The sequence below is a fragment of the Microbacterium sp. JZ70 genome, assembly GCF_053903225.1.
The window spans coordinates 2,645,605-2,663,641 of the sequence record NZ_CP096405.1; the positions used below are offsets into that span (position 1 = coordinate 2,645,605).

Sequence of the window (18,037 nt, forward strand, 5' to 3'; positions counted from 1 at the left end):
GAGCACGGGCTAGTACGTGCGGATGAGGTCGGTCAGCACCCGCTGGCCAAACTCCAGGGCGTCGACCGGGACGCGCTCGTCGACCCCGTGGAACATCCCCGTGAAGTCGAGGTCGCGCGGCAGCCGCAGCGGGGCGAAGCCGTAGCCGGCGATGCCGATCGTCGAGAGCGCCTTGTTGTCCGTGCCCGCGCCGAGCAGGTACGGCAGCACGGGGACGCCGGGATCGTGCCGCCCGAGGGCGCCGACCATGGCCTCGACGAGGGGGCCCTCGAACGGGATCTCCATGCCGATGTCGCGCAGGAACATCCGGATCTCGATGTCGGGGCCGACGATGCGCTGGACCTCCGCGAGGACGGCGTCCTCCGATCCGGGGAGGACGCGGATGTCCACGGTCGCGGAGGCCGCGTCGGGGATCACGTTGTGCTTGTACCCGGCGGTGAGCCCCGTGGGGTTGGCGACCGTGCGGAACGTCGACTTCACGAAGGCCTCGGCCGGCCCTGTGTGCGCAGCGAGCGCGTCGGGGTCGCGCGTGGGGTCGCCCGTGATCTCCCCGATCCCCTCGAGCAGGCGGCGGGTCGTCTCGGTGAGCTCGACCGGCCAGGTGCGCGCCCCGAGGGCCGCGACGGCCTCGGCCAGCCGCGTGACGGCGTTCTCGGGGTGGAACCTGCTGCCGTGCCCTGCGCGTCCGCGGGCGACCAGCGTGACCCACATGAGGGCCTTCTCGCCGACCTGCAGGAGATAGGCGCTGCGGTCACCCACGGGGATCGAGTACCCGCCGACCTCGCTGATCGCCTCCGTGGCGCCGTCGAACCACTCGGGGCGGTCGCGCACGACGAGCTGGGACCCCTCGACGCCGCCGTTCTCCTCGTCGGCGAAGAACGCGAGCACGAGGTCGCGCTCGGGCTGCTCCCCCGCGCGCAGCAGCTCGGCGACCGACGTGAGGATCATCGCGTCCATGTTCTTCATGTCGACCGCGCCGCGACCCCAGAGCATGCCGTCGCGGATCTCGCCCGCGAACGGATCGACCGACCAGTCGTCGGCCATCGCCGGCACGACGTCGAGGTGCCCGTGCAGCACGAGCGCCGGCTTGTCGGGATTGCGCCCCCGCACGCGCGCGCAGACGTTCGTGCGGCGCGGGATCGGCTCGTGGTACGCGGTCTCGAGGCCGAGGCCCTCGAGGTAGGCGCCCACGTACTCGGCCGCCTCGCGCTCGCCCCTCGCGTCGCCGCCGCCGAAGTTCGTCGTGTCGATCCGGATGAGATCGGCGGCGATGCGGGCGACTTCGGGGATCTCGGCTTCGGGCATGCGCTCCACGCTACCCGGAAACGGCGAAGGCCCCGGTCTCTCGACCGGGGCCTTCCGCTGTGCGCGAGGGGGGACTTGAACCCCCACGCCCTAATACGGGCACTAGCACCTCAAGCTAGCGCGTCTACCTATTCCGCCACCCGCGCATTGGGTGTGATCCGTTCTCCGGAGCTTCTCATTCCGTTTCCCGAACCGAGAGACAACATTACCACCCCTCCGGGACCCCGACGAACCGGGGTGCACCCCGGGCGCGTCACCCGAGCGACACGCCGAACAGGAGACCGAGCAGATACGTCACGGCGGCAGCCCCGAAGCCGATGCCGAGCTGCCGCAGGCCGCGCCGCAGCGGCGATCCCCCGGACAGCAGGCCGACCGTCGCACCGGTCAGCATGAGCGCGATCCCGACGAGCACGAGGGCGAGCAGCACCGCGGGCAGTCCGCCGAGCCCGAGCAGCCACGGCAGGACCGGGACGATCGCACCCGACGCGAAGAAGAGGAAGCTCGAGAGCGCGGCCCGCCACGCGCCGCCGACGACCTCGTGGGCGTCGCCGTGCCGCGCGCGGGCGGGCATGCTGCCGCGCTTCGCATCCTCGATGACGGTGCGCGCGCGCTCGAGCGCCTCCTGCTCCCCGAGGCCGCGCGCCCGGTAGACGAGCGCGAGCTCGTTCGCCTCGAGGTCGAGATCGGGCAGCCCTCCGTCGGCGTAGCCGCTCGGCTCCGTCGACTCGAGCAGCTCGCGCTGCGAGCGGACCGACACGAACTCGCCGGCGCCCATCGAGAGCGCCCCCGCGAGGAGCCCCGCGATGCCGCTCAGCAGCACGAACTCGGGGGCGACCCCTGCCGCTCCGATGCCGAGGACCAGGGCGAAGTTGCTGACGAGCCCGTCGTTGGCGCCGAAGACGGCCGCGCGGAACGTGCCGGACAGCCGACGGCGCCCCTTCGCGGCGAGGCCGCGCACGACCTCGTGGTGGATCTTCTCGTCGGCGCGCATCGCCGCGGTCGCCGACGGCTCGCTGTCGTAGGGCGAGCGCGCCTCGGCGTTCTGCGCGAGGGCGAGGACGAACACCGAGCCGAAGCGCCCGGCCATCCACCCGAGCAGGCGCGTGCGCACGCTCGCGGACGGCAGCTTCGCCGGCTCGCCGCCCAGCAGCTCGACCCAGTGCGCCTCATGGCGCCCCTCGGCCTCCGCGAGGGCGAGGAGGATCTCCCTCTCCTCACCCGAGCGCCGCCGCGCGAGCTGCTCGTAGACGGCGGCCTCCGCACGCTCGTCGACGAGGTACTGCGCCCACCTGCGGCGGTCTGCGGGGGTCGGGGCGAGCGGATGGTCGGAGGGCACGGCCAACGTCGGGCTCCTTCGTGGAGAGGTGAGGGGGATGCCTCCACGCTAGTCCGCGGCCCGCCGCGTCACCGCGTCAGGACGCGGATTGACAGCATTTCGGAGCGCCGAACGAGCCTCAGCTGTGCACGCGCCGGCGGAGCGTGTCGATGCGCTTCTGCAGCTGCGCGACGGTCGCCTGCGCGACGGCCGGACCCCCGCACGTCTTCCGGAGCCAGGCGTGGATCGCGCCATGCGGCTCGCCGGACTGACGCGCGTAGACGCCCACGAGGCTGTTCAGCAGCTGGCGCTGCTCCTTGAGGGTGCGGTGCAGCGGAGCGGGGAGGGTCGTCTCCTCCCCCGTCGACTGCGTGCGCGCCTCGCGCGCCTCCCGGTGCTTCGACTGGCGGCTCTGCCGCTGCATGAGCAGCTCGTGCACGTGCTCGGGCTCGAGCAGCCCGGGCAGCCCGATGAACTCGAGCTCCTCGTCGGTTCCCGGTTCCGCGAGCTGGCCGAACTGCTGCCCCTCGAACACGACGCTGTCGAAGTGCGCGACGGAGCCGAGCGACTGGAACTCGAACTCCTGCGTGAGCGCGTCGGACGCCTTGTCGCCGCGCTCCGCCGCCTCGAGCAGCGCGTCGTCGAGCCCGTCCTCGTCCTTCTCGCCGCGATCGAGGACGTGGTCGCGCTGCCGCTCCATCTCGGTCGCGAGGGCCATGAGCACGGGGATGTTCGGCAGGAAGACGCTCGCGGCCTCCCCCCTGCGGCGAGCGCGCACGAAGCGCCCGATCGCCTGCGCGAAGAACAGCGGGGTCGACGACGACGTCGCGTAGACCCCGACCGCGAGCCGCGGCACGTCGACGCCCTCCGACACCATCCGGACCGCGACCATCCAGCGCGTGGTGTTCGCGGAGAACTGCTCGATGCGGCTCGATGCCTCGGCCTCGTCGGAGAGCACGACCGTCGGGCGCTGGCCCGTGATCTCGTGCAGGATCTTCGCGTACGCGCGGGCGTTCGTCTGGTCGGTGGCGATGACGAGGCCGCCGGCATCGGGCACGTGGTGCCGGATCTCGGTGAGCCGCTTGTCCGCGGAGCGCAGGACAGCGGGCATCCAGTCGCCGTTCGGATCGAGCGCCGTCCGCCACGCCTGCGACGTGATGTCCTTCGTGTTGTCCTGGCCCAGGTGCGCCTCGAGCTCGTCTCCGGCTTTCGTGCGCCAGGTCATGTGGCCCGAGTAGACGTGGAAGAGCACGGGGCGCACGACGCCGTCGGCGAGCGCGCGGCCGTATCCGTAGCTGTAGTCGGTGATCGAGGTGCGCAGGCCCTGCGCGTCGGGCGCGTACTCGACGAACGGGATGGGCGCCTCGTCGCTGCGGAACGGCGTTCCGCTGAGGGAGAGGCGCCGGACCGCGGGCGTGTACGCCTCGCGGATGCCGTCGCCCCAGCTGAGAGCGTCACCGCCGTGATGCACCTCGTCGAGGATGACGAGCGTGCGCGCGCTCTTCGTGAGCTCGCGATGCACCTCGGGCTTCATCGCGACCTGCGCATAGGTCACGACGACCCCGTGATAGTGGCGCGCGGGCTGCCAGTGGCTGTTCTTGAACTCGGGATCGAGGCGGATGCTCACGCGCGCCGCGGCGTCGGCCCACTGCGTCTTGAGGTGCTCGGTCGGGCACACGACGATGATCCGATCGACCTCGCCGCGATGGCGCAGCTCGTTCGCGAGGGTCAGCGCGAAGGTCGTCTTGCCGGCGCCGGGGGTGGCGGCGACGAGGAAGTCACGGCGGTCGGGCTGCGCGAAGTAGATGTCGAGCGCCTCCTGCTGCCACGCGCGCAGCTTGCCCGCCGTCCCCCAGGGAGCTCTCTGCGGATAGGACGGACTCAGCACGGGGATCAACCCTAGACGGTGCCGCGGACACGATCTCCAGCGTTCGTCGAGACTAGCCCCGGGCGCCGAAACCGGTGCGGGGTGCGCTGGTCTCGACGACCGGGACTAGTCTCGATAGGCGCGGACGAGGCACGGAGGCGAGGGACCATGGCGACGGGCGACGAGACGCGGATGGCGGCGGCCGACAACGAGGGAGTCCACCCCTGGCGGCGCTATGTCGCTCTCGGCGACTCGTTCACCGAGGGGATCGGCGACCCGGATCCTGCGGCGCCGGGCGGCCATCGCGGATGGGCGGATCGCGTCGCCGAGGTGCTCGCGACGCAGGTCGACGACTTCGCCTACGCCAACCTCGCCGTGCGCGGGCGCCTCATCGGCCAGATCGTCGACGAGCAGGTCGAGCCGGCGATCGCGCTGCGCCCCGACCTCGTGACGTTCTGCGCGGGCGGCAACGACGTCATCCGCCCCGGCACCGATCCCGACGCGATCGCCGCCCAGTTCGAGGCAGCCGTCGAGCGCCTGGGCTCTCAGGGCGCGACGATCGTCGTCTTCACCGGGATCGACGTCGCCTGGACGCCGGTCTTCCGCCCGTTCCGCGGCAAGATCGCGATCTACAACGAGAACATCCGGGCGATCGCCGACCGCCACGACTGCGTCGTCGCCGACCAGTGGGCGCTCAAGGAGATCCAGGATCCGCGCTTCTTCGCGGCCGACCGGCTGCACATGAACCCGCTCGGGCACCACGAGGTCGCCCGCATGGTGCTGCGCGCGCTCAACGTCCCGAACGATCTGCAGCCGCTCCAGCCCGACCCGCGGCCCGCGACCTCCTGGCGGGCTGCGCGGCAGAACGATCTCGTGTGGGCCCGCAGCCACCTCGTCCCGTGGGTGCTGCGGCGGCTCCGCCATCAGTCCTCGGGAGACTTCGTCTCGGCGAAGCGCCCGCAGCCGGGCCCGGTCTCGATCGCGGAGGACTGACCGTCAGCCTGCGGGCGGGTGCTGCAGCGCCCACAGCGCCACCGCGGCCGCCGACGCGACGTTGAGCGAGTCGACGCCGCCCGCCATGGGGATCGTCACGACGGTGTCGGCCGCGGCGAGCGCGCGACGGCTGAGCCCGTCGCCCTCGGAGCCCATCGCGAACGCGACCCGCTCCGGGCGGCGGGCGGCGAAGGCATCGAGCGGCACCGCGTCGTCGGCGAGCGCCATGGCGGCCAGGTGGAAGCCCGACGCGGTGAGCAGCTCGCGCGCGCCCACGCCCTCCCGAGGCGCCCACTCCGGCAGCCGCGTCCAGGGCACCTGGAACACCGTTCCCATGCTCACCCGCACGCTGCGACGGTAGAGGGGGTCCGCGCACCGCGGCGTCACGAGCACGGCGTCCGCGCCGAGACCCGCGGCCGCGCGGAAGGCGGCGCCCACGTTGGTGTGGTCGACGATGTCCTCGAGCACGAGCACTGTCCTCGCGTGAGCGAGCACGTCCGCGACCGCGGGCGGCTCAGGACGCTGCATGGCCGCGAGCATGCCCCGGTGCACCGCGAACCCCGTCACCTGCTCGGCGACCTCGTCGGGGACGACGTACACCGGGACATCCCGATCGCCCACGAGCCGCTCGACGTCCGGAAGCCACTTGCGCGCCGTGAGCACCGACCGCGGCGCGTGGCCCGCGGCGAGCGCACGGCCGAGCACCTTCGCGGACTCGGCCATGTAGAGGCCGCGCTCGGGCTCGCTGACGCGGCGCAGCGCCACGTCGGTGAGGTCGCGGTAGTCGGCGAGGCGCTCGTCGGCGGGGTCGTCGATCGGGTGCAGGATCATCCGTCCATCGTCCCATCCGGGCGCGGGATGAGCCGTCCGTAACCTCCGCGAAAGACAGCGCGCCTAGACTCGGCCACGAGGAGGCTCCATGGTTCTCACCGAGCGGATCGACGCGGGCGCGGCCGCCGGCGTCCGGCAGGCGATCGAGGTGCTCGCGGGGCGCCGCATCGCCGTGCTGACCGGTGCCGGCGTGTCGACGGACTCCGGCATCCCCGACTACCGAGGCGAGGGTGCGCCCCGCCGCACGCCGATGACGGCGCAGACGTTCCTCTCCGACGAGGCGGCGCGGCGGCGCTACTGGGTCGGATCGCACCTCGGCTGGAAGGCGTTCGCGGCCGCCGAGCCCAACGCGGGGCACGCCGCGATCGCCGCCCTCGAGCGCACGGGCGTCGCCACGGGCGTCGTCACCCAGAACGTCGACGGGCTCCACCTGCGCGCGGGATCGCGCAGGGTCGTCGAGCTGCACGGCACGATGCGCCGGGTTCTCTGCACGCACTGCGGGCAGGTGTTCGACCGCCGCGACGTCGGCGAGCGCCTCGAACGGGAGAACCCGTGGATCACGGTGCCGGACCGCGTGCAGCTCGGGCCGGACGGCGATGTCCTCCCCGCGTCGTCGGAGGGCTTCGTCGTCCCGGACTGCACGGTGTGCGGAGGCGTCCTGAAGCCCGAGGTCGTGTTCTTCGGCGAGTTCATCCCCGCGGAGAAGTTCCGGGAGGCCGAGCAGCTCGTGGCCACGAGCGGGGCCCTGCTCGTGGCGGGCTCCTCGCTCGTCGTGAACTCGGGCATCCGTCTCGTCGAGCGCGCACGGCGTCGTCGGATCCCCGTCGTGATCGTCAACCGCGGGGAGACCCGCGCCGACCGGCGCGCGACGGTGAAGGTCGACGCGGGCACGAGCGAGGTGCTCGCCGCGCTGGCCGACGAGCTGCCGGCCCTTCGAGGATCCGGCGCTCTCTGAGGCACGTGCCCCTAGGCTCGAGGGGTGACCGTCATCACCCTCGTCCGCCATGGGCAGACCGACTGGAACATGCTCGGCCGCGTGCAGGGCCGCACCGACATCCCGCTCAACGACACCGGACGCGCTCAGGCGCGCGAGGCCGCTGAGGCGCTGCGCCACGGCGGATACGCAGCGGTCGTGTCGAGCCCGCTGAGCCGCGCACGAGAGACCGCCGAGATCATCGCCGGCGTCCTGGGGGTGCCGGGGCCCGCCCTGTACGACGGGCTCGTCGAGCGCGACTACGCCTCGGCCGAGGGCATGACCTCGGAGGACCTCTGGAAGCTCCAGCGCCGCGCCATGGGTCCTGACGCCGAGAGCGACGAGGCGGTTGCGACCAGGGCCGTGGCCGCGCTGCGCGACGCCGCTGCGGCGCACGCGGATGTCGACGGACCGCTCATCGCGGTCGCGCACGGGTCGCTCATCCGAGTTCTCATCGCCCTCGCTTCGGACGGCGAGTTCCCCCGCCCCGGCGAGCGCGTCGAGAACGGGTCGCAGCACGCGTTCCGCCTGGACGACGAGGGCCTCTCGCTCCTGTCGTACTCCGCTGTCCCTGCCGACTGACGCACGCGTCTCTCCCGCGCCAACCGAGACACGCCGATCTGGTGTCTCAGCTCACGGCGTCGATGAAGGCCTCGAGCCCCATCCCGTAGTCGATCCGCACGCGCGGGAGGGCGAGCTTGTCGGCGCCGGGACGGACGAACCCCGGCTCGATCGTCGCCGCCATCTCGAAGCCCGCGTCGGCGACGCCCTGCTTGCTCCGCTCGTCGTAATGGCCGAACGGGTAGGCGACGACCTCCGCCGCCCCGAGGATGTCCGCCGACGTGCGCAGATCCGCGGCGATCTCCTCGGGGGTCCAGTTGACCATCCGTCCGCGCCCGTCCGCACCCGGATCGTGCATGTCGTGCGTGTGCGAGCGCTGCAGCACGTACGGCGACGGCGTCGGCTCCGAACGCCACTTCGTGATGACGAACGACGTCGCGAGCACGCCGTGCTCGTCGAGCACGGGCACCGCGAGGTCGAACCACGACGCGTGCGCATCGTCGTCCGTGACGATGACCGAGCGCTCGGGCAGCCGCAGCCGCCCGTCGATGAACGCCGACAGCTCGCGCCAGCTCGGCAGGTAGTAGCCCTCGTCGGCGAGATAGGCCATGTGCTGCTCGAAGTCGCCCGCATACGCCCAGTTGAGCCGGAGGGGGTCGTCGACGCCGGCGGGGTCGGCGGTGAACTGGTGGTACATGAGGATCGGCACCCCGACGTCGGCGGCTGCCGTCTCCTCGGGGGTCGTCCACGCGGCGTGCAGCGGGAGCCTCCGGTCCTCGTCGCATGAGACGACGTCGGCGATGTTCACGCGCTGCGCGACGTCGAGGGCCGCCGCCGCCTCGGCGTCGAGGTACCAGCCGGCGAACACCGCGCCCTCGCGCTCCGGCAGCGGCAGCTCGGCGACGTGCGCGCCCTCGGTGGCGAGAACGGGATCGAGCGCGATGCCCTCCCCCGCGAAGGTGACAGCGCACGCGGCAGGGTCGCCGGCCTCCTCGAGCAGCGCGGCGGCCGCATCGGGCGCTGCGGTCGGGCTCGACGGTGCCGATGCACCGGGGGCGGATGCACCGAGCGCGGATGGCGAGGACGAGGACGGCGCGGATGGCGCGCACGAGAGCACGAGGACCGCTGCCGCGGCGACGACGGGAAGCGCGAGGAGGCGGCGGCGGGAAGCTCTCATATCCCGGTCAGGATAGCCGCTCGCGCAGTCACGGCCGTGTCGGCCGGGGTTCCGGACCAGCACGCGCAATCGATCCGATAACGACTGAGCAGGATGCGCAATCGCGCGACGGCCTGGGTGCTACCGTCTCTCTCTATGGCCTCCCTCGATCACGTCGATCTCGAGCTCCTCGCCGCGCTCTCCGAGGACCCGCGGGCGACGGTCGTCGCGCTCGCGGAGCGCCTTCGCCTCTCCCGCAACACCGTCCAGGCCCGCATGGCGCGCCTCGAGCGCGCGGGCGTGTTCCACTCGTTCGAGCGCGCGATCTCGACCGAGGGCCTGGGCTTCCCGCTCCAGGCGTTCCTGTCGATCGGCGTGCGCCAGCCCGAGCTCCCTGCGATCACGGACGAGCTGCGGCGCATCCCCGAGGTCATCCAGGTCTACGGCGTGAGCGGGCAGGTCGACCTGCTCGCGCTCGTGGCGTGCCGCGACGCGCGCCACCTCTTCGACGTCGACGCCCGCATCCTGTCCGTCTCGGGTGTCGAGCGCACCGAGACGTCCCTCGTGATGAGCGAGGCCATCCCCTACCGTGTGAGCGGCCTCATGGAGCTCGCGCGCCGCGAGCGCTGAGCGCGCCTCACACGAACGAGCGGATGGCCTCGGCCGCTTCCGCGGGCCTCTCGTAGTGGATGAGGTGGCCGACGTCGGCCAGCTCGACGAGCCGCGCATCGGGGAACAGCCCGCGCAGCGCGCGCTCGGCCTCGATCGGCGTGATGTCGTCGCGGTCGGCGGCGATGAGCAGCGTGGGCTGGGCGATGCGCGGGGCGAACGCGCGCACATCGTGCGACACGCTCGTGACGAACGCCTCGCGCAGCGCCTGCCGGTCGGAGAACCCCGAGAAGAAGCGATCATGCTGGTCGTGGATCCAGCGGCGCAGGGCCCTGTCGCGCGTCTTCGCCATCGCGATGCTCATGATCCGCACGATCACCGGCCAGCGCAGGAGCCACGTGCCGACGGGATCGGGCAGCCGAGCGCCCGCCGCGTAGTAGAGCACCGCCAGGCGCGTCAGCACGCCCCGGGGCCCCTCGAGCGCGGGCGCGCCGATCGGGTTCACGAGGATGAGCCGCGGTGTCGGCAGTCCGCGGGCGACGGCCGCGGACGCGACGATCGATCCGAACGAGTGCCCGAGCACGACGGCGCCCGGCGCGACCTCGGCGGCGAAGGCGGTGAGCCACGCGACGAACGCATCCAGGTCGAGGGGCCGGCCCGGCACGGGCGGCGTCTCGCCGAAGCCCGGCAGGTCGGGCATGACGACGCGCACGCCGGGCAGATGCGCGACGACCGGCTCGAGCCCGTGGTGGTCTCCGCGGAACCCGTGCACCGCCAGGATGCTCGTCTCGGCGTCGTCGGGCCCGTACACCCAGTAGGCCGTCCGCGTGCCCAGGATCTCGACCTCCGCGCGGCGGACGGGGATGCGGGCGAGGCGGGACGCGTACGGGGAGGCGACGGGCACCGCACGAGTCTACGTTCGCCGGGGTGGCATACGCGGGTTTGTCCCCGCTGCGCCCTACATTCTCCCTATGGCGACATCATGGCCGGATCCGCCGCCCCTGTTCGAGCTCGACGACGCGGGCGAGCGCCCCACCTGGTTCGCCGCGCCCGGCGGGCGCCTGGATCGCCTCGGGGTGTTCGACCTCGAGACGACGGGCGTCGACGTCGAGTCCGACCGCATCGTCACGGCCTACGTCGGACTCCTCTCGGCCGACGGCACGGTCCTGCGGTCGCGTCACTGGATGGCCGACCCGGGCATCGACATCCCCGAGGGAGCGACCGCGGTCCACGGCATCACGACCGAGCGGGCGCGCGCGGAGGGGCGGCCGGCAGCCGAGGTCGTCGCCGAGGTCGTGTCGGCGCTCCGCGCGATCTTCGCCGAGGGCGTGCCGATCGTCGCGTACAACGCGCCCTTCGACTTCTCCCTGCTCAAGCACGAGGCCCTGCGCCACGGCGTCGAGCCGATCGCGTCGCCCACCCCCGTGCTCGATCCGCTCGTCGTCGACAAGACGTGCGACCGGTATCGCCGCGGCAAGCGCACGCTCGCGACCGTCGCGGCGCACTACGATGTGGTCCTCGAGGCCGCGCACGACGCGTCGGCCGACGCCGTGGCCGCGGGGCGGCTCGCCTTCGCGCTCGTCGAGCGCTACGCGGGGATGCTCCCGGAGGATGTCGCGGAGCTGCACGACCGGCAGATCGGCTGGGCGCGCGAGCAGGCGGAGAGTCTCACCGAGTACTTCGTGAAGATCGGCCGGCTCGACCCCGCCGACGCGCTCGACGGCAGCTGGCCGATCCGCTGAGGATCAGGACGACGAGCGCGCGCGCCACTCCTCCCAGCTCGCCATGAGCTGCTCGATGGCGGCGTGGAACTTAGCCGTGGCGACCCCCGGCGTCGTGTCGCCGAAGTAGTGAGCGACCCAGTGCGCGAGGCGCTGTGCTGCCTCAGGGTCCTCGCGCACGCGCTCGACGTGCGCGACGATGTCCGGGGCGTCGGCCGGCTCGAGCCATTCGCACGCCGACAGGTAGCCGCCCTCGTCGATCTCCGCAGCGGGGTCGGCGGGCCTCGTGATGAGCAGGGGCTTGCCGACCGCGAGCCGGTCGTAGACCATCGCCGAGATGTCGACGATCGCGACATCGGCCGCCGCGAGCTGCCATCCGAGCTCCGGCCGATCGTCGTAGACGTGCTGCGCGGACGGGTCCTTCTGGTTGGCCGCGCGGATGGCCTGGATGATCCGCTCGTTCGCCTCCCCGAACGCCGCGTTCACGACACCGCTGCGCGGATGCGGACGGTAGATGACGCGGTGGCGGCCGGTCGCGAGCAGCGCCGCGACGAGCGCCTCCCCGTGCGACGCCACCGAGCCGTAGCGCGCGGCGGGGCGGTCGCCCTCCCAGGTCGGCGCGTAGAGCACGACCGTGCGCTCGTCGGGCGTGTAGGGCAGCTCGCCCGAGTAGTGATCGGCCTGCGGGCGGCCGATCTCGATCGTGCGCGCATCGACGTCGTAGTCCCACAGCACGCGGGAGAGGCGGTCGCGCGCGGCCTGGCCCGCGACGAGAGCACGGTCGTAGGCCTTGTACTGATTGGTCGTCATGTACATCTTGTCGGACTCGCCGTGGTTGATGAACACGTGCCAGCGCTCGCCGTACCGGAACATCTGGAAGTTGCGCGTGTTCTGGTTCACGTAGAGCACGATGCGGATGTCCTGCGCCTCGAGGAACCGCTCGATGCTCGTCACGCTCGGGGTGAACGCCACCGGCAGCGCGCCGTCGTCGAGAAGCGCCTGCGCCCCGAGCGAGTTGCGCGCCATGACGACGACCGGCCAGCGCTCGGCGAGCTCCTGCAGCGGTCGGTACCACTGGCGCATCTGGTACATGTTGACCGCGCCGTCGGCGAAGTACACCGCGATCCGGAACCTCCGCGGGGTGAGCGGGGGCCGCGTGGCGAGCGTGCGGCGCACCGTCCTGTGTGCGTTCCGCGTCGCGACGGCCTTCCGGAGGAGCTTGATCGCCTTCTTCACATCGCGCGTCACACCCACCCGACCAGGCTACCGGGGGCTTTCCCGGCGGCCGTCATGGGATGATCGTCGAATGCGTAACGATCCCCTGCCGGGCCCCCGCGCGCCTCGGAGGGACGCGCCGTCGGTCCCGCTCGACGCGGGTGTGTCGTTCGTGATGCCGGTTCTCAACGAGGCCCCGTACCTGCGCCGCGCGGTCGAGTCGACCCTCGCGCAGGAGATCCCCGGGCCCGTCGAGCTCGTCCTCGCGCTCGGACCCTCGTCCGACGGCACGACCGAGCTCGCGCGCGCTCTCGCGGAGGAGGATGAGCGCATCGTCCTCGTCGACAACCCCGCCGCCGACATCCCGGTCGGGCTCAACGCGGCCATCCGCGCGAGCACGCACCCCACGATCATCCGCGTCGACGCCCACTCGGAGCTCACGCCGGGCTACGCGGCCCGCGCTCTGGAGACGCTCGCTCGCACCCGCGCGGGCAACGTCGGCGGCGTCATGCGGGCAGACGGACGGACGCCGTTCCAGCGCGCAGCCGCCTGGGCGTACAACTCCCCCGTGGGGCTCGGCGGCGGCGCGTACCACGGAGGGTCGCGCGAGGGCGAGGCCGAGTCGGCGTACCTCGGCGTCATGCGACGCGCCGTTCTCGAGGAGGTCGGGCTCTTCGACGAGACCATCCGCCGCGGCGAGGACTGGGAGCTCAATCTGCGCATCCGCACGGCGGACTACCGCGTCTGGTTCGATCCCGCGCTGTCGGTGACCTACTGGCCGCGCGAGCGGTGGACGCGCCTCGCGCAGCAGTTCCTCGCCACCGGCCGCTGGCGCGGTGAGCTCTTCCGCCGCTACGGACGCCGCAACTCGCTCAAGTACTTCGCGCCGCCCGCGCTCGTGATCCTCGTGGCGCTCGCCGCGATCAGCGGGGCGCTGCAGCTCGCCGGCGTGCCCGTTCCCGGTCTCGCCGTCGCGACGTGGGCCCTGTGCGCACCGCTCGTCGCCTACGCCGCGCTCGTCGCGGCGGTCGCGATCGGCGCGCGGGCGCCCGGGCCGTTCGGATGGCGGGAGCGGGCATGGCTGCTCGCGGTGCTGCCGACCATGCACCTGTCGTGGGGAACGGGGTTCCTCACGGGCGCCGTGCGCGGCGCGCACGACACCGTCGACACCTCGCGCCTCTCCGGGCGCAACACGCCGCTGCCGTAGCGGGTCAGCCGACCGGCAGGAGCCCCTGGTCGATGAGGCGCGCGACCACGCGCTCGGCGGCACGGCCGTCCTCGCGCGCATTGAAGGCGCGTCGCCACGCCGCGTAGCGCTCGGCGTACTCCGCGGGATCCGCCGCGAGCGCGGCGAGGAGGCCGTCCATTTCCTGCACGAGCGGGCCGGGGGCGCGCGCGGCGAGGTCGAAGTAGAACCCGCGCAGAGCGCCCCGGTAGTGGGCGAGATCGGGCACGAGGAAGTACATGGGCTTCCCCGTGACGCTGAAGTCGAACATCACCGACGAGTAGTCGGTGATGAGCGCATCGGCGGCGAGGAGGAGCTCTGACGTGTCGGGGTACGCCGTGACGTCGACGACACGCGGACCCGCGACGTCGCGCCCGGGGATGAGGGTGCGCGAGTGCCCGCGGACGAGCACGACGGCGTCCGCCTCGACCGCGAGTCGCGCCGGGTCGATGAACGCCACGATCTCGTCGCGGTCGTCGCGCCAGGTCGGCGCGTACAGCAGCACGCGCTCCCCCGGCTCGATGCCGAGGCGCTCGCGCACGGCGAGCGGGTCGCCCGTGACGAGCGCGTCGTTGCGCGGGTAGCCCTCGACCCAGACGGGCTTGCGGAAGAAGGCGTAGGCGCGCGCGAGGATCCTCGCGGCGTACGGATTCTGCGCGAGGAGCACGTCCCACCGGCGCGACTCCTTGATGACCGCTCCCCATCGGCGCGGCGCGAACCCCTTGCGGTGGAGGGCGAGGCGCTTGAGCGGCGTGCCGTGCCAGGTCTGCAGCACGCGCTGGCCATCACGGCGGGCGAACGCGCGGCGGAGCCAGTCGTTGACGATCACGAGCTTCGCGACGCTCCGGGCGCGCCACCACTCGGGGCTCCCCTCGACGACCGCGACCGCGCCATCCGGGACCGCCACGGAGAGATCGACCACGCTCCAGTAGCGGGTGACCCCCGGGGCGCGGAGCGCGATCTCCCGGTCGAGCGCGAGCGGGTTGCAGCTCGCGCTGCGCCCGTAGAAGCTCTCGAAGAAGACCGCGTCCTCGAGCGGCGCGGTGTGCGAGAGGTAGCGGCGCTCGAGCGAGCCCTGCGCCTCTCCGCCGTCGTACACGGGGTCGACGGGCGGGCCGACGAGCACCGTGTCGCCGTCGAGCTGCGCGCGCAGCGTGCCCAGCATCTCGACCGGCAGCGTCGCATCGAGCTCGGCGCCGGCGACGGCCACGCGATAGCGTCCGGACGGGAGCGGTCGCTCGGGCCCGCCCCAGCGTGCAGCGACGAGCGCGAAGCGCACCGACCATCCGCCCCCGCTCGCGGAGACCGCGCCCTCGACCGCCGCGCGCGAGCCCTCGAGGCGCGCCGAGGCGGGCGCGTCGCCCTCTCCCTCGACGACGAGGGCGGGGCCGTCCTGCTCGAACCGGGCGGTCGTCATCGGTTTCCTCTCCTCGGGCCCCTGGCCCGCGCGCGTCGAGCGACGATCGCATCGTGCACACGGCGAGCGCTGCCGCCGTCGCGGAACGCGTGCACGCGCTCGCTCAGTCTCGCAGACCGCGCGGTGCGATCTGCGAGCGCCGCGGGGTCGGAGGCGACCTCCGTCAGCTGCGCGACGAGGCCGGGCCAGCCGGTCGCGTAGTCCTCGCCGGCGACGTCCTCGTATCGGCCGTAGAAGCCCCGGCGCGCGCGGTATGCCTCCAGATCGGGGGCAAGGTACAGCACGGGCAGGGGCACGAGGCCCGCGTCGTACGCGAGCGACGAGTAGTCCGTCACGAGGAGATCCAGTCCGGGGAGCGCCGCGGTGACGTCGCGCAGCCGATCGGAGCCGAGGTCGCGCACCCGGTCCGTCGGGAAAGGCGGCACGTACGCGCCCGCCCCCAGGCGGTGCGAGCGGACGAGCAGCACGAGGTCGGCCGCGGCGAGCGCGTCCACGATCTCGCGCCACTCCTCAGCCGTGGGAACGGCCGGGTCGGGCTCGCCGTCGCGCCAGGTCGGGGCGTAGAGCACGAGACGCGCGCCGTCGGGAAGATCGCCGACCGCCGCACGCAGGAGCTGCCGCGCGCGAGCCCTGCGCTCGTGCGCGGTGCCCGTGCTCAGCACGTCGACCCGGGGCTCCCCCGTCACCGCCACCCGGTCATCCGGCAGCGCGAACGCCGACTCGAGGCGCCCCCGCACGAGGTGCGACGCGGCAGGGAGCAGCCGGATCCGGCGCTGCGCTCCCCGGTACAGCCGGGCCAGCAGCCCGCGGACGAGCGTCGAGTCGGGCAGCAGCGCCGAGCGGACTGTCTCGGGCGAGTCGAGGCCGATGCGCTTGAGCGGGATGCCGTGCCAGAGCTGCACGAGGAATCCGCCCGACACGGCATACGGGTTCACATCGCCCGTGCCGTACGACACGACGAGGACGCCGCCACGCGCGGTCGCCCAGAACCCGCGCCAGGAGAGCTTCGGGAGGGTCGGGATGCCCCGCGCGGCCGCCTCCTCCGCCTCGCGCGAGTCCGACGTCAGCCACACGGCACGGTGACCCTCGGCGGCCGCCACCTCCCACAGCGCGAGCGGCCCGTCGCCGACGCCCGCGCCGCATCCGAAGACCCAGCGGTCGCCGCGCGGGATCGCGAGCGTCGCGATCCTCCCCAGCGCATACAGGGGCAGGCGCAGGAGCTTCGCCGCGTTGCCCGCACCGAACGAGAAGGACGCCACCCCACGAGCGTACTGGTGGGGCGGCGTCCTTCCGGTCAGCCCGCTCTCACGGGCGCGGGGTCGTCACTCGAGGGTGCCGAGCTCGACCGTCGCGGTGTGCTCCTCGCCGTCGCGGACGTAGACCACCTCTGCCTCGCTGCCGCCGGCGGCCGCGCGGACCTGGGCGGTGAGGTCGACGGCGTCGTTGATCTTGGCGCCGTTGAACCGCGTGACGATGTCGCCCTCCTGCAGTCCGGCGGCCTCGGCGGCACCGCCCTCGACGACCTCGGCGATGTACGCGCCCGTGATGGTCGCGCCCTCGACCTGGCTCGAGGGCTGCACGCTCGCGCCGAGGAGGCCGTGCGTCGCGGTGCCGTTGTCGATGATCTCGTTCGCCACCCGCTCGACGACGTTCGACGGGATCGCGAAGCCGACGCCGATCGATCCGGACTCCGACGAGCTCTGATCGGCCGTCGCGATCGCGACGTTCACGCCGATGAGCTTGCCCTCGCTGTCGACGAGCGCGCCGCCGGAGTTGCCAGGGTTGATCGCGGCGTCGGTCTGGATGACCGAGATCGCGATGGACTCGCTCGCCTGCGCCTGCTGGTCCTCCTGGCCGGGGATGTCGAAGAACCAGGGACTCGATCCCTCTCCCTGCCCCTCGTCCTCGCCCTCGACGCTGTCGCCCTCGGGCGCCGCGGCCGACGCGATCTCGATGCTGCGGTTGAGCGCGCTCACGATGCCGGTGGTGACCGTGTTGGCGAGTCCGAGGGGCGCGCCGACGGCGACCGTCGTGGCGCCCACGTTGAGCTTCGACGAGTCGGCGAACTCGATCGGCGTGAGACCGGACGCGCCCTCGAGCTTGATCACCGCGAGGTCGTACGTCGGGTCGGTGCCGACGATCGTGGCGTCGTAGATGCGGCCGTCGCTCGCCGTGACACGCACGGTCGCGTCGGCCGCCGTGCCGCCGAGGGTCACGACGTGCGTGTTCGTGACGACGTAGCCGTCCTCGCTGATGACGACGCCCGATCCGCTGCCCGACGACTGCCCGCCGGCCACCTCGATCGTGACGACGCTCGGCAGCACCTCGGTCGCGACCGCCGTGGCCTCGTTGACCGACCCGGGGTTGTTCACCGTGATGTTCGACGGCGCGCTGCCCGACTCCGCGACCGATCCGCCGCCGGCCGTCAGGGAGTTCGAGACCCAGCCGCCGCCGAAGCCCGCGCCGCCGCCGACGAGAGCGGCCACGAGGATGGCCGCGGCCACGCGGCCGCCGCCCTTCGACTTCCGCTCCTCCGCGCGCGGCTGCGGCGCCCACACGGCCTGCGGCGCGCCGTCGTGCGGAAGCGGCTGCGTGGGCTGCGTCGCGCCGAACGCCGCGCCCTGGCCCTCGCGATGCGCCTCGTACGCGCTCTGCGCGCGGTAGGGAGCCCCCGGGTGACCGGGAGCGGCGTGCGGCGGGGCGGCGTGCGGCGGCGTCGGCTGCGCGGGAGCCTCCTGCGGCCGCCCGTAGCCCGTCGGCGGCGCCGGCCGCGGCGGGATGTTCAGAGGGGTGTCTTCGGAACGCTGCTCGTCCATGGGTGCTCCTTCTTCCACGTCCTCTTCAGGGTG

16 protein-coding genes and 1 tRNA gene are annotated in these 18,037 nt (G+C 72.9%); 6 read left to right on the plus strand and 11 right to left on the minus strand.

The genetic code is table 11. From position 1 onward, the window contains the following. Positions 1 to 9: 9 nt before the first annotated feature. From M1D46_RS12265 to M1D46_RS12280, 4 genes are all read right to left on the minus strand, one after another. The gene (locus M1D46_RS12265; RefSeq protein ID WP_456285667.1) at positions 10 to 1,305 is read right to left on the minus strand and encodes a M20/M25/M40 family metallo-hydrolase; all 1,296 of its coding nucleotides are present in this window, start codon (positions 1,303 to 1,305) and stop codon (positions 10 to 12) included. 60 nt (positions 1,306 to 1,365) lie between these two features. Continuing rightward, a tRNA-Leu gene (locus M1D46_RS12270) sits at positions 1,366 to 1,451 on the minus strand. 107 nt (positions 1,452 to 1,558) lie between these two features. Continuing rightward, complete coding sequence (locus M1D46_RS12275; RefSeq protein WP_456285668.1) at positions 1,559 to 2,647, minus strand: VIT1/CCC1 transporter family protein; 1,089 nt, start codon at positions 2,645 to 2,647, stop codon at positions 1,559 to 1,561. 112 nt (positions 2,648 to 2,759) lie between these two features. Next, positions 2,760 to 4,517, minus strand: a complete 1,758-nt coding sequence (locus M1D46_RS12280) for a DEAD/DEAH box helicase (protein ID WP_374727734.1) — start codon at positions 4,515 to 4,517, stop codon at positions 2,760 to 2,762. 138 nt (positions 4,518 to 4,655) lie between these two features. Here M1D46_RS12280 and M1D46_RS12285 point away from each other — a divergent pair, with 138 nt between their 5' ends. Continuing rightward, positions 4,656 to 5,480 (plus strand): SGNH/GDSL hydrolase family protein, encoded by an 825-nt coding sequence (locus tag M1D46_RS12285; RefSeq protein WP_282977987.1) that lies wholly within the window; start codon positions 4,656 to 4,658, stop codon positions 5,478 to 5,480. 3 nt (positions 5,481 to 5,483) lie between these two features. Here the strand turns inward: M1D46_RS12285 and M1D46_RS12290 are convergent, their stop codons facing one another. Further along, the gene (locus M1D46_RS12290) at positions 5,484 to 6,311 is read right to left on the minus strand and encodes a TrmH family RNA methyltransferase (RefSeq protein WP_324014539.1); all 828 of its coding nucleotides are present in this window, start codon (positions 6,309 to 6,311) and stop codon (positions 5,484 to 5,486) included. A gap of 88 nt (positions 6,312 to 6,399) precedes the next feature. Here M1D46_RS12290 and M1D46_RS12295 point away from each other — a divergent pair, with 88 nt between their 5' ends. Both M1D46_RS12295 and M1D46_RS12300 read left to right on the plus strand, forming a co-directional pair. After that, entirely contained in the window at positions 6,400 to 7,266 is an 867-nt protein-coding gene (locus tag M1D46_RS12295; protein ID WP_271172118.1) for a Sir2 family NAD-dependent protein deacetylase, read from the plus strand. A 24-nt stretch (positions 7,267 to 7,290) separates the two neighbouring features. After that, complete coding sequence (locus tag M1D46_RS12300; protein ID WP_456285669.1) at positions 7,291 to 7,866, plus strand: histidine phosphatase family protein; 576 nt, start codon at positions 7,291 to 7,293, stop codon at positions 7,864 to 7,866. Positions 7,867 to 7,912: 46 nt separating this feature from the next. Here the strand turns inward: M1D46_RS12300 and M1D46_RS12305 are convergent, their stop codons facing one another. Then, a complete protein-coding gene (locus M1D46_RS12305; RefSeq protein ID WP_456285670.1) occupies positions 7,913 to 9,022 on the minus strand; it encodes a polysaccharide deacetylase family protein in 1,110 nt (369 codons plus the stop codon). A gap of 135 nt (positions 9,023 to 9,157) precedes the next feature. Between M1D46_RS12305 and M1D46_RS12310 the strand changes: the two genes are divergently transcribed. Beyond that, positions 9,158 to 9,631 (plus strand): Lrp/AsnC family transcriptional regulator, encoded by a 474-nt coding sequence (locus tag M1D46_RS12310; protein ID WP_271172121.1) that lies wholly within the window; start codon positions 9,158 to 9,160, stop codon positions 9,629 to 9,631. Positions 9,632 to 9,638: 7 nt separating this feature from the next. Here the strand turns inward: M1D46_RS12310 and M1D46_RS12315 are convergent, their stop codons facing one another. Further along, entirely contained in the window at positions 9,639 to 10,514 is an 876-nt protein-coding gene (locus M1D46_RS12315; RefSeq protein ID WP_456285671.1) for an alpha/beta fold hydrolase, read from the minus strand. A 67-nt stretch (positions 10,515 to 10,581) separates the two neighbouring features. Here M1D46_RS12315 and M1D46_RS12320 point away from each other — a divergent pair, with 67 nt between their 5' ends. Then, complete coding sequence (locus M1D46_RS12320) at positions 10,582 to 11,352, plus strand: 3'-5' exonuclease (protein WP_324014529.1); 771 nt, start codon at positions 10,582 to 10,584, stop codon at positions 11,350 to 11,352. A 3-nt stretch (positions 11,353 to 11,355) separates the two neighbouring features. On the opposite strand, the gene M1D46_RS12325 is transcribed toward M1D46_RS12320, so the two are convergent. Then, on the minus strand, positions 11,356 to 12,585 hold the full coding sequence (locus tag M1D46_RS12325; protein WP_282977997.1) for a CDP-glycerol glycerophosphotransferase family protein: 1,230 nt from the start codon (positions 12,583 to 12,585) through the stop codon (positions 11,356 to 11,358). A 136-nt stretch (positions 12,586 to 12,721) separates the two neighbouring features. On the opposite strand from M1D46_RS12325, the gene M1D46_RS12330 reads away from it, so the two are divergent. Next, entirely contained in the window at positions 12,722 to 13,753 is a 1,032-nt protein-coding gene (locus tag M1D46_RS12330; RefSeq protein ID WP_456287166.1) for a glycosyltransferase family 2 protein, read from the plus strand. A gap of 4 nt (positions 13,754 to 13,757) precedes the next feature. Here M1D46_RS12330 and M1D46_RS12335 read toward each other — a convergent pair whose 3' ends face one another. From M1D46_RS12335 to M1D46_RS12345, 3 genes are all read right to left on the minus strand, one after another. Then, the gene (locus M1D46_RS12335; protein ID WP_456285672.1) at positions 13,758 to 15,188 is read right to left on the minus strand and encodes a CDP-glycerol glycerophosphotransferase family protein; all 1,431 of its coding nucleotides are present in this window, start codon (positions 15,186 to 15,188) and stop codon (positions 13,758 to 13,760) included. Then, on the minus strand, positions 15,185 to 16,447 hold the full coding sequence (locus M1D46_RS12340) for a CDP-glycerol glycerophosphotransferase family protein (RefSeq protein WP_456285673.1): 1,263 nt from the start codon (positions 16,445 to 16,447) through the stop codon (positions 15,185 to 15,187). The genes M1D46_RS12335 and M1D46_RS12340 overlap by 4 nt, the downstream gene beginning before the upstream one ends. A 63-nt stretch (positions 16,448 to 16,510) precedes the next feature. Continuing rightward, on the minus strand, positions 16,511 to 18,004 hold the full coding sequence (locus M1D46_RS12345; RefSeq protein WP_456285674.1) for a S1C family serine protease: 1,494 nt from the start codon (positions 18,002 to 18,004) through the stop codon (positions 16,511 to 16,513). Positions 18,005 to 18,037 lie beyond the last annotated feature (33 nt).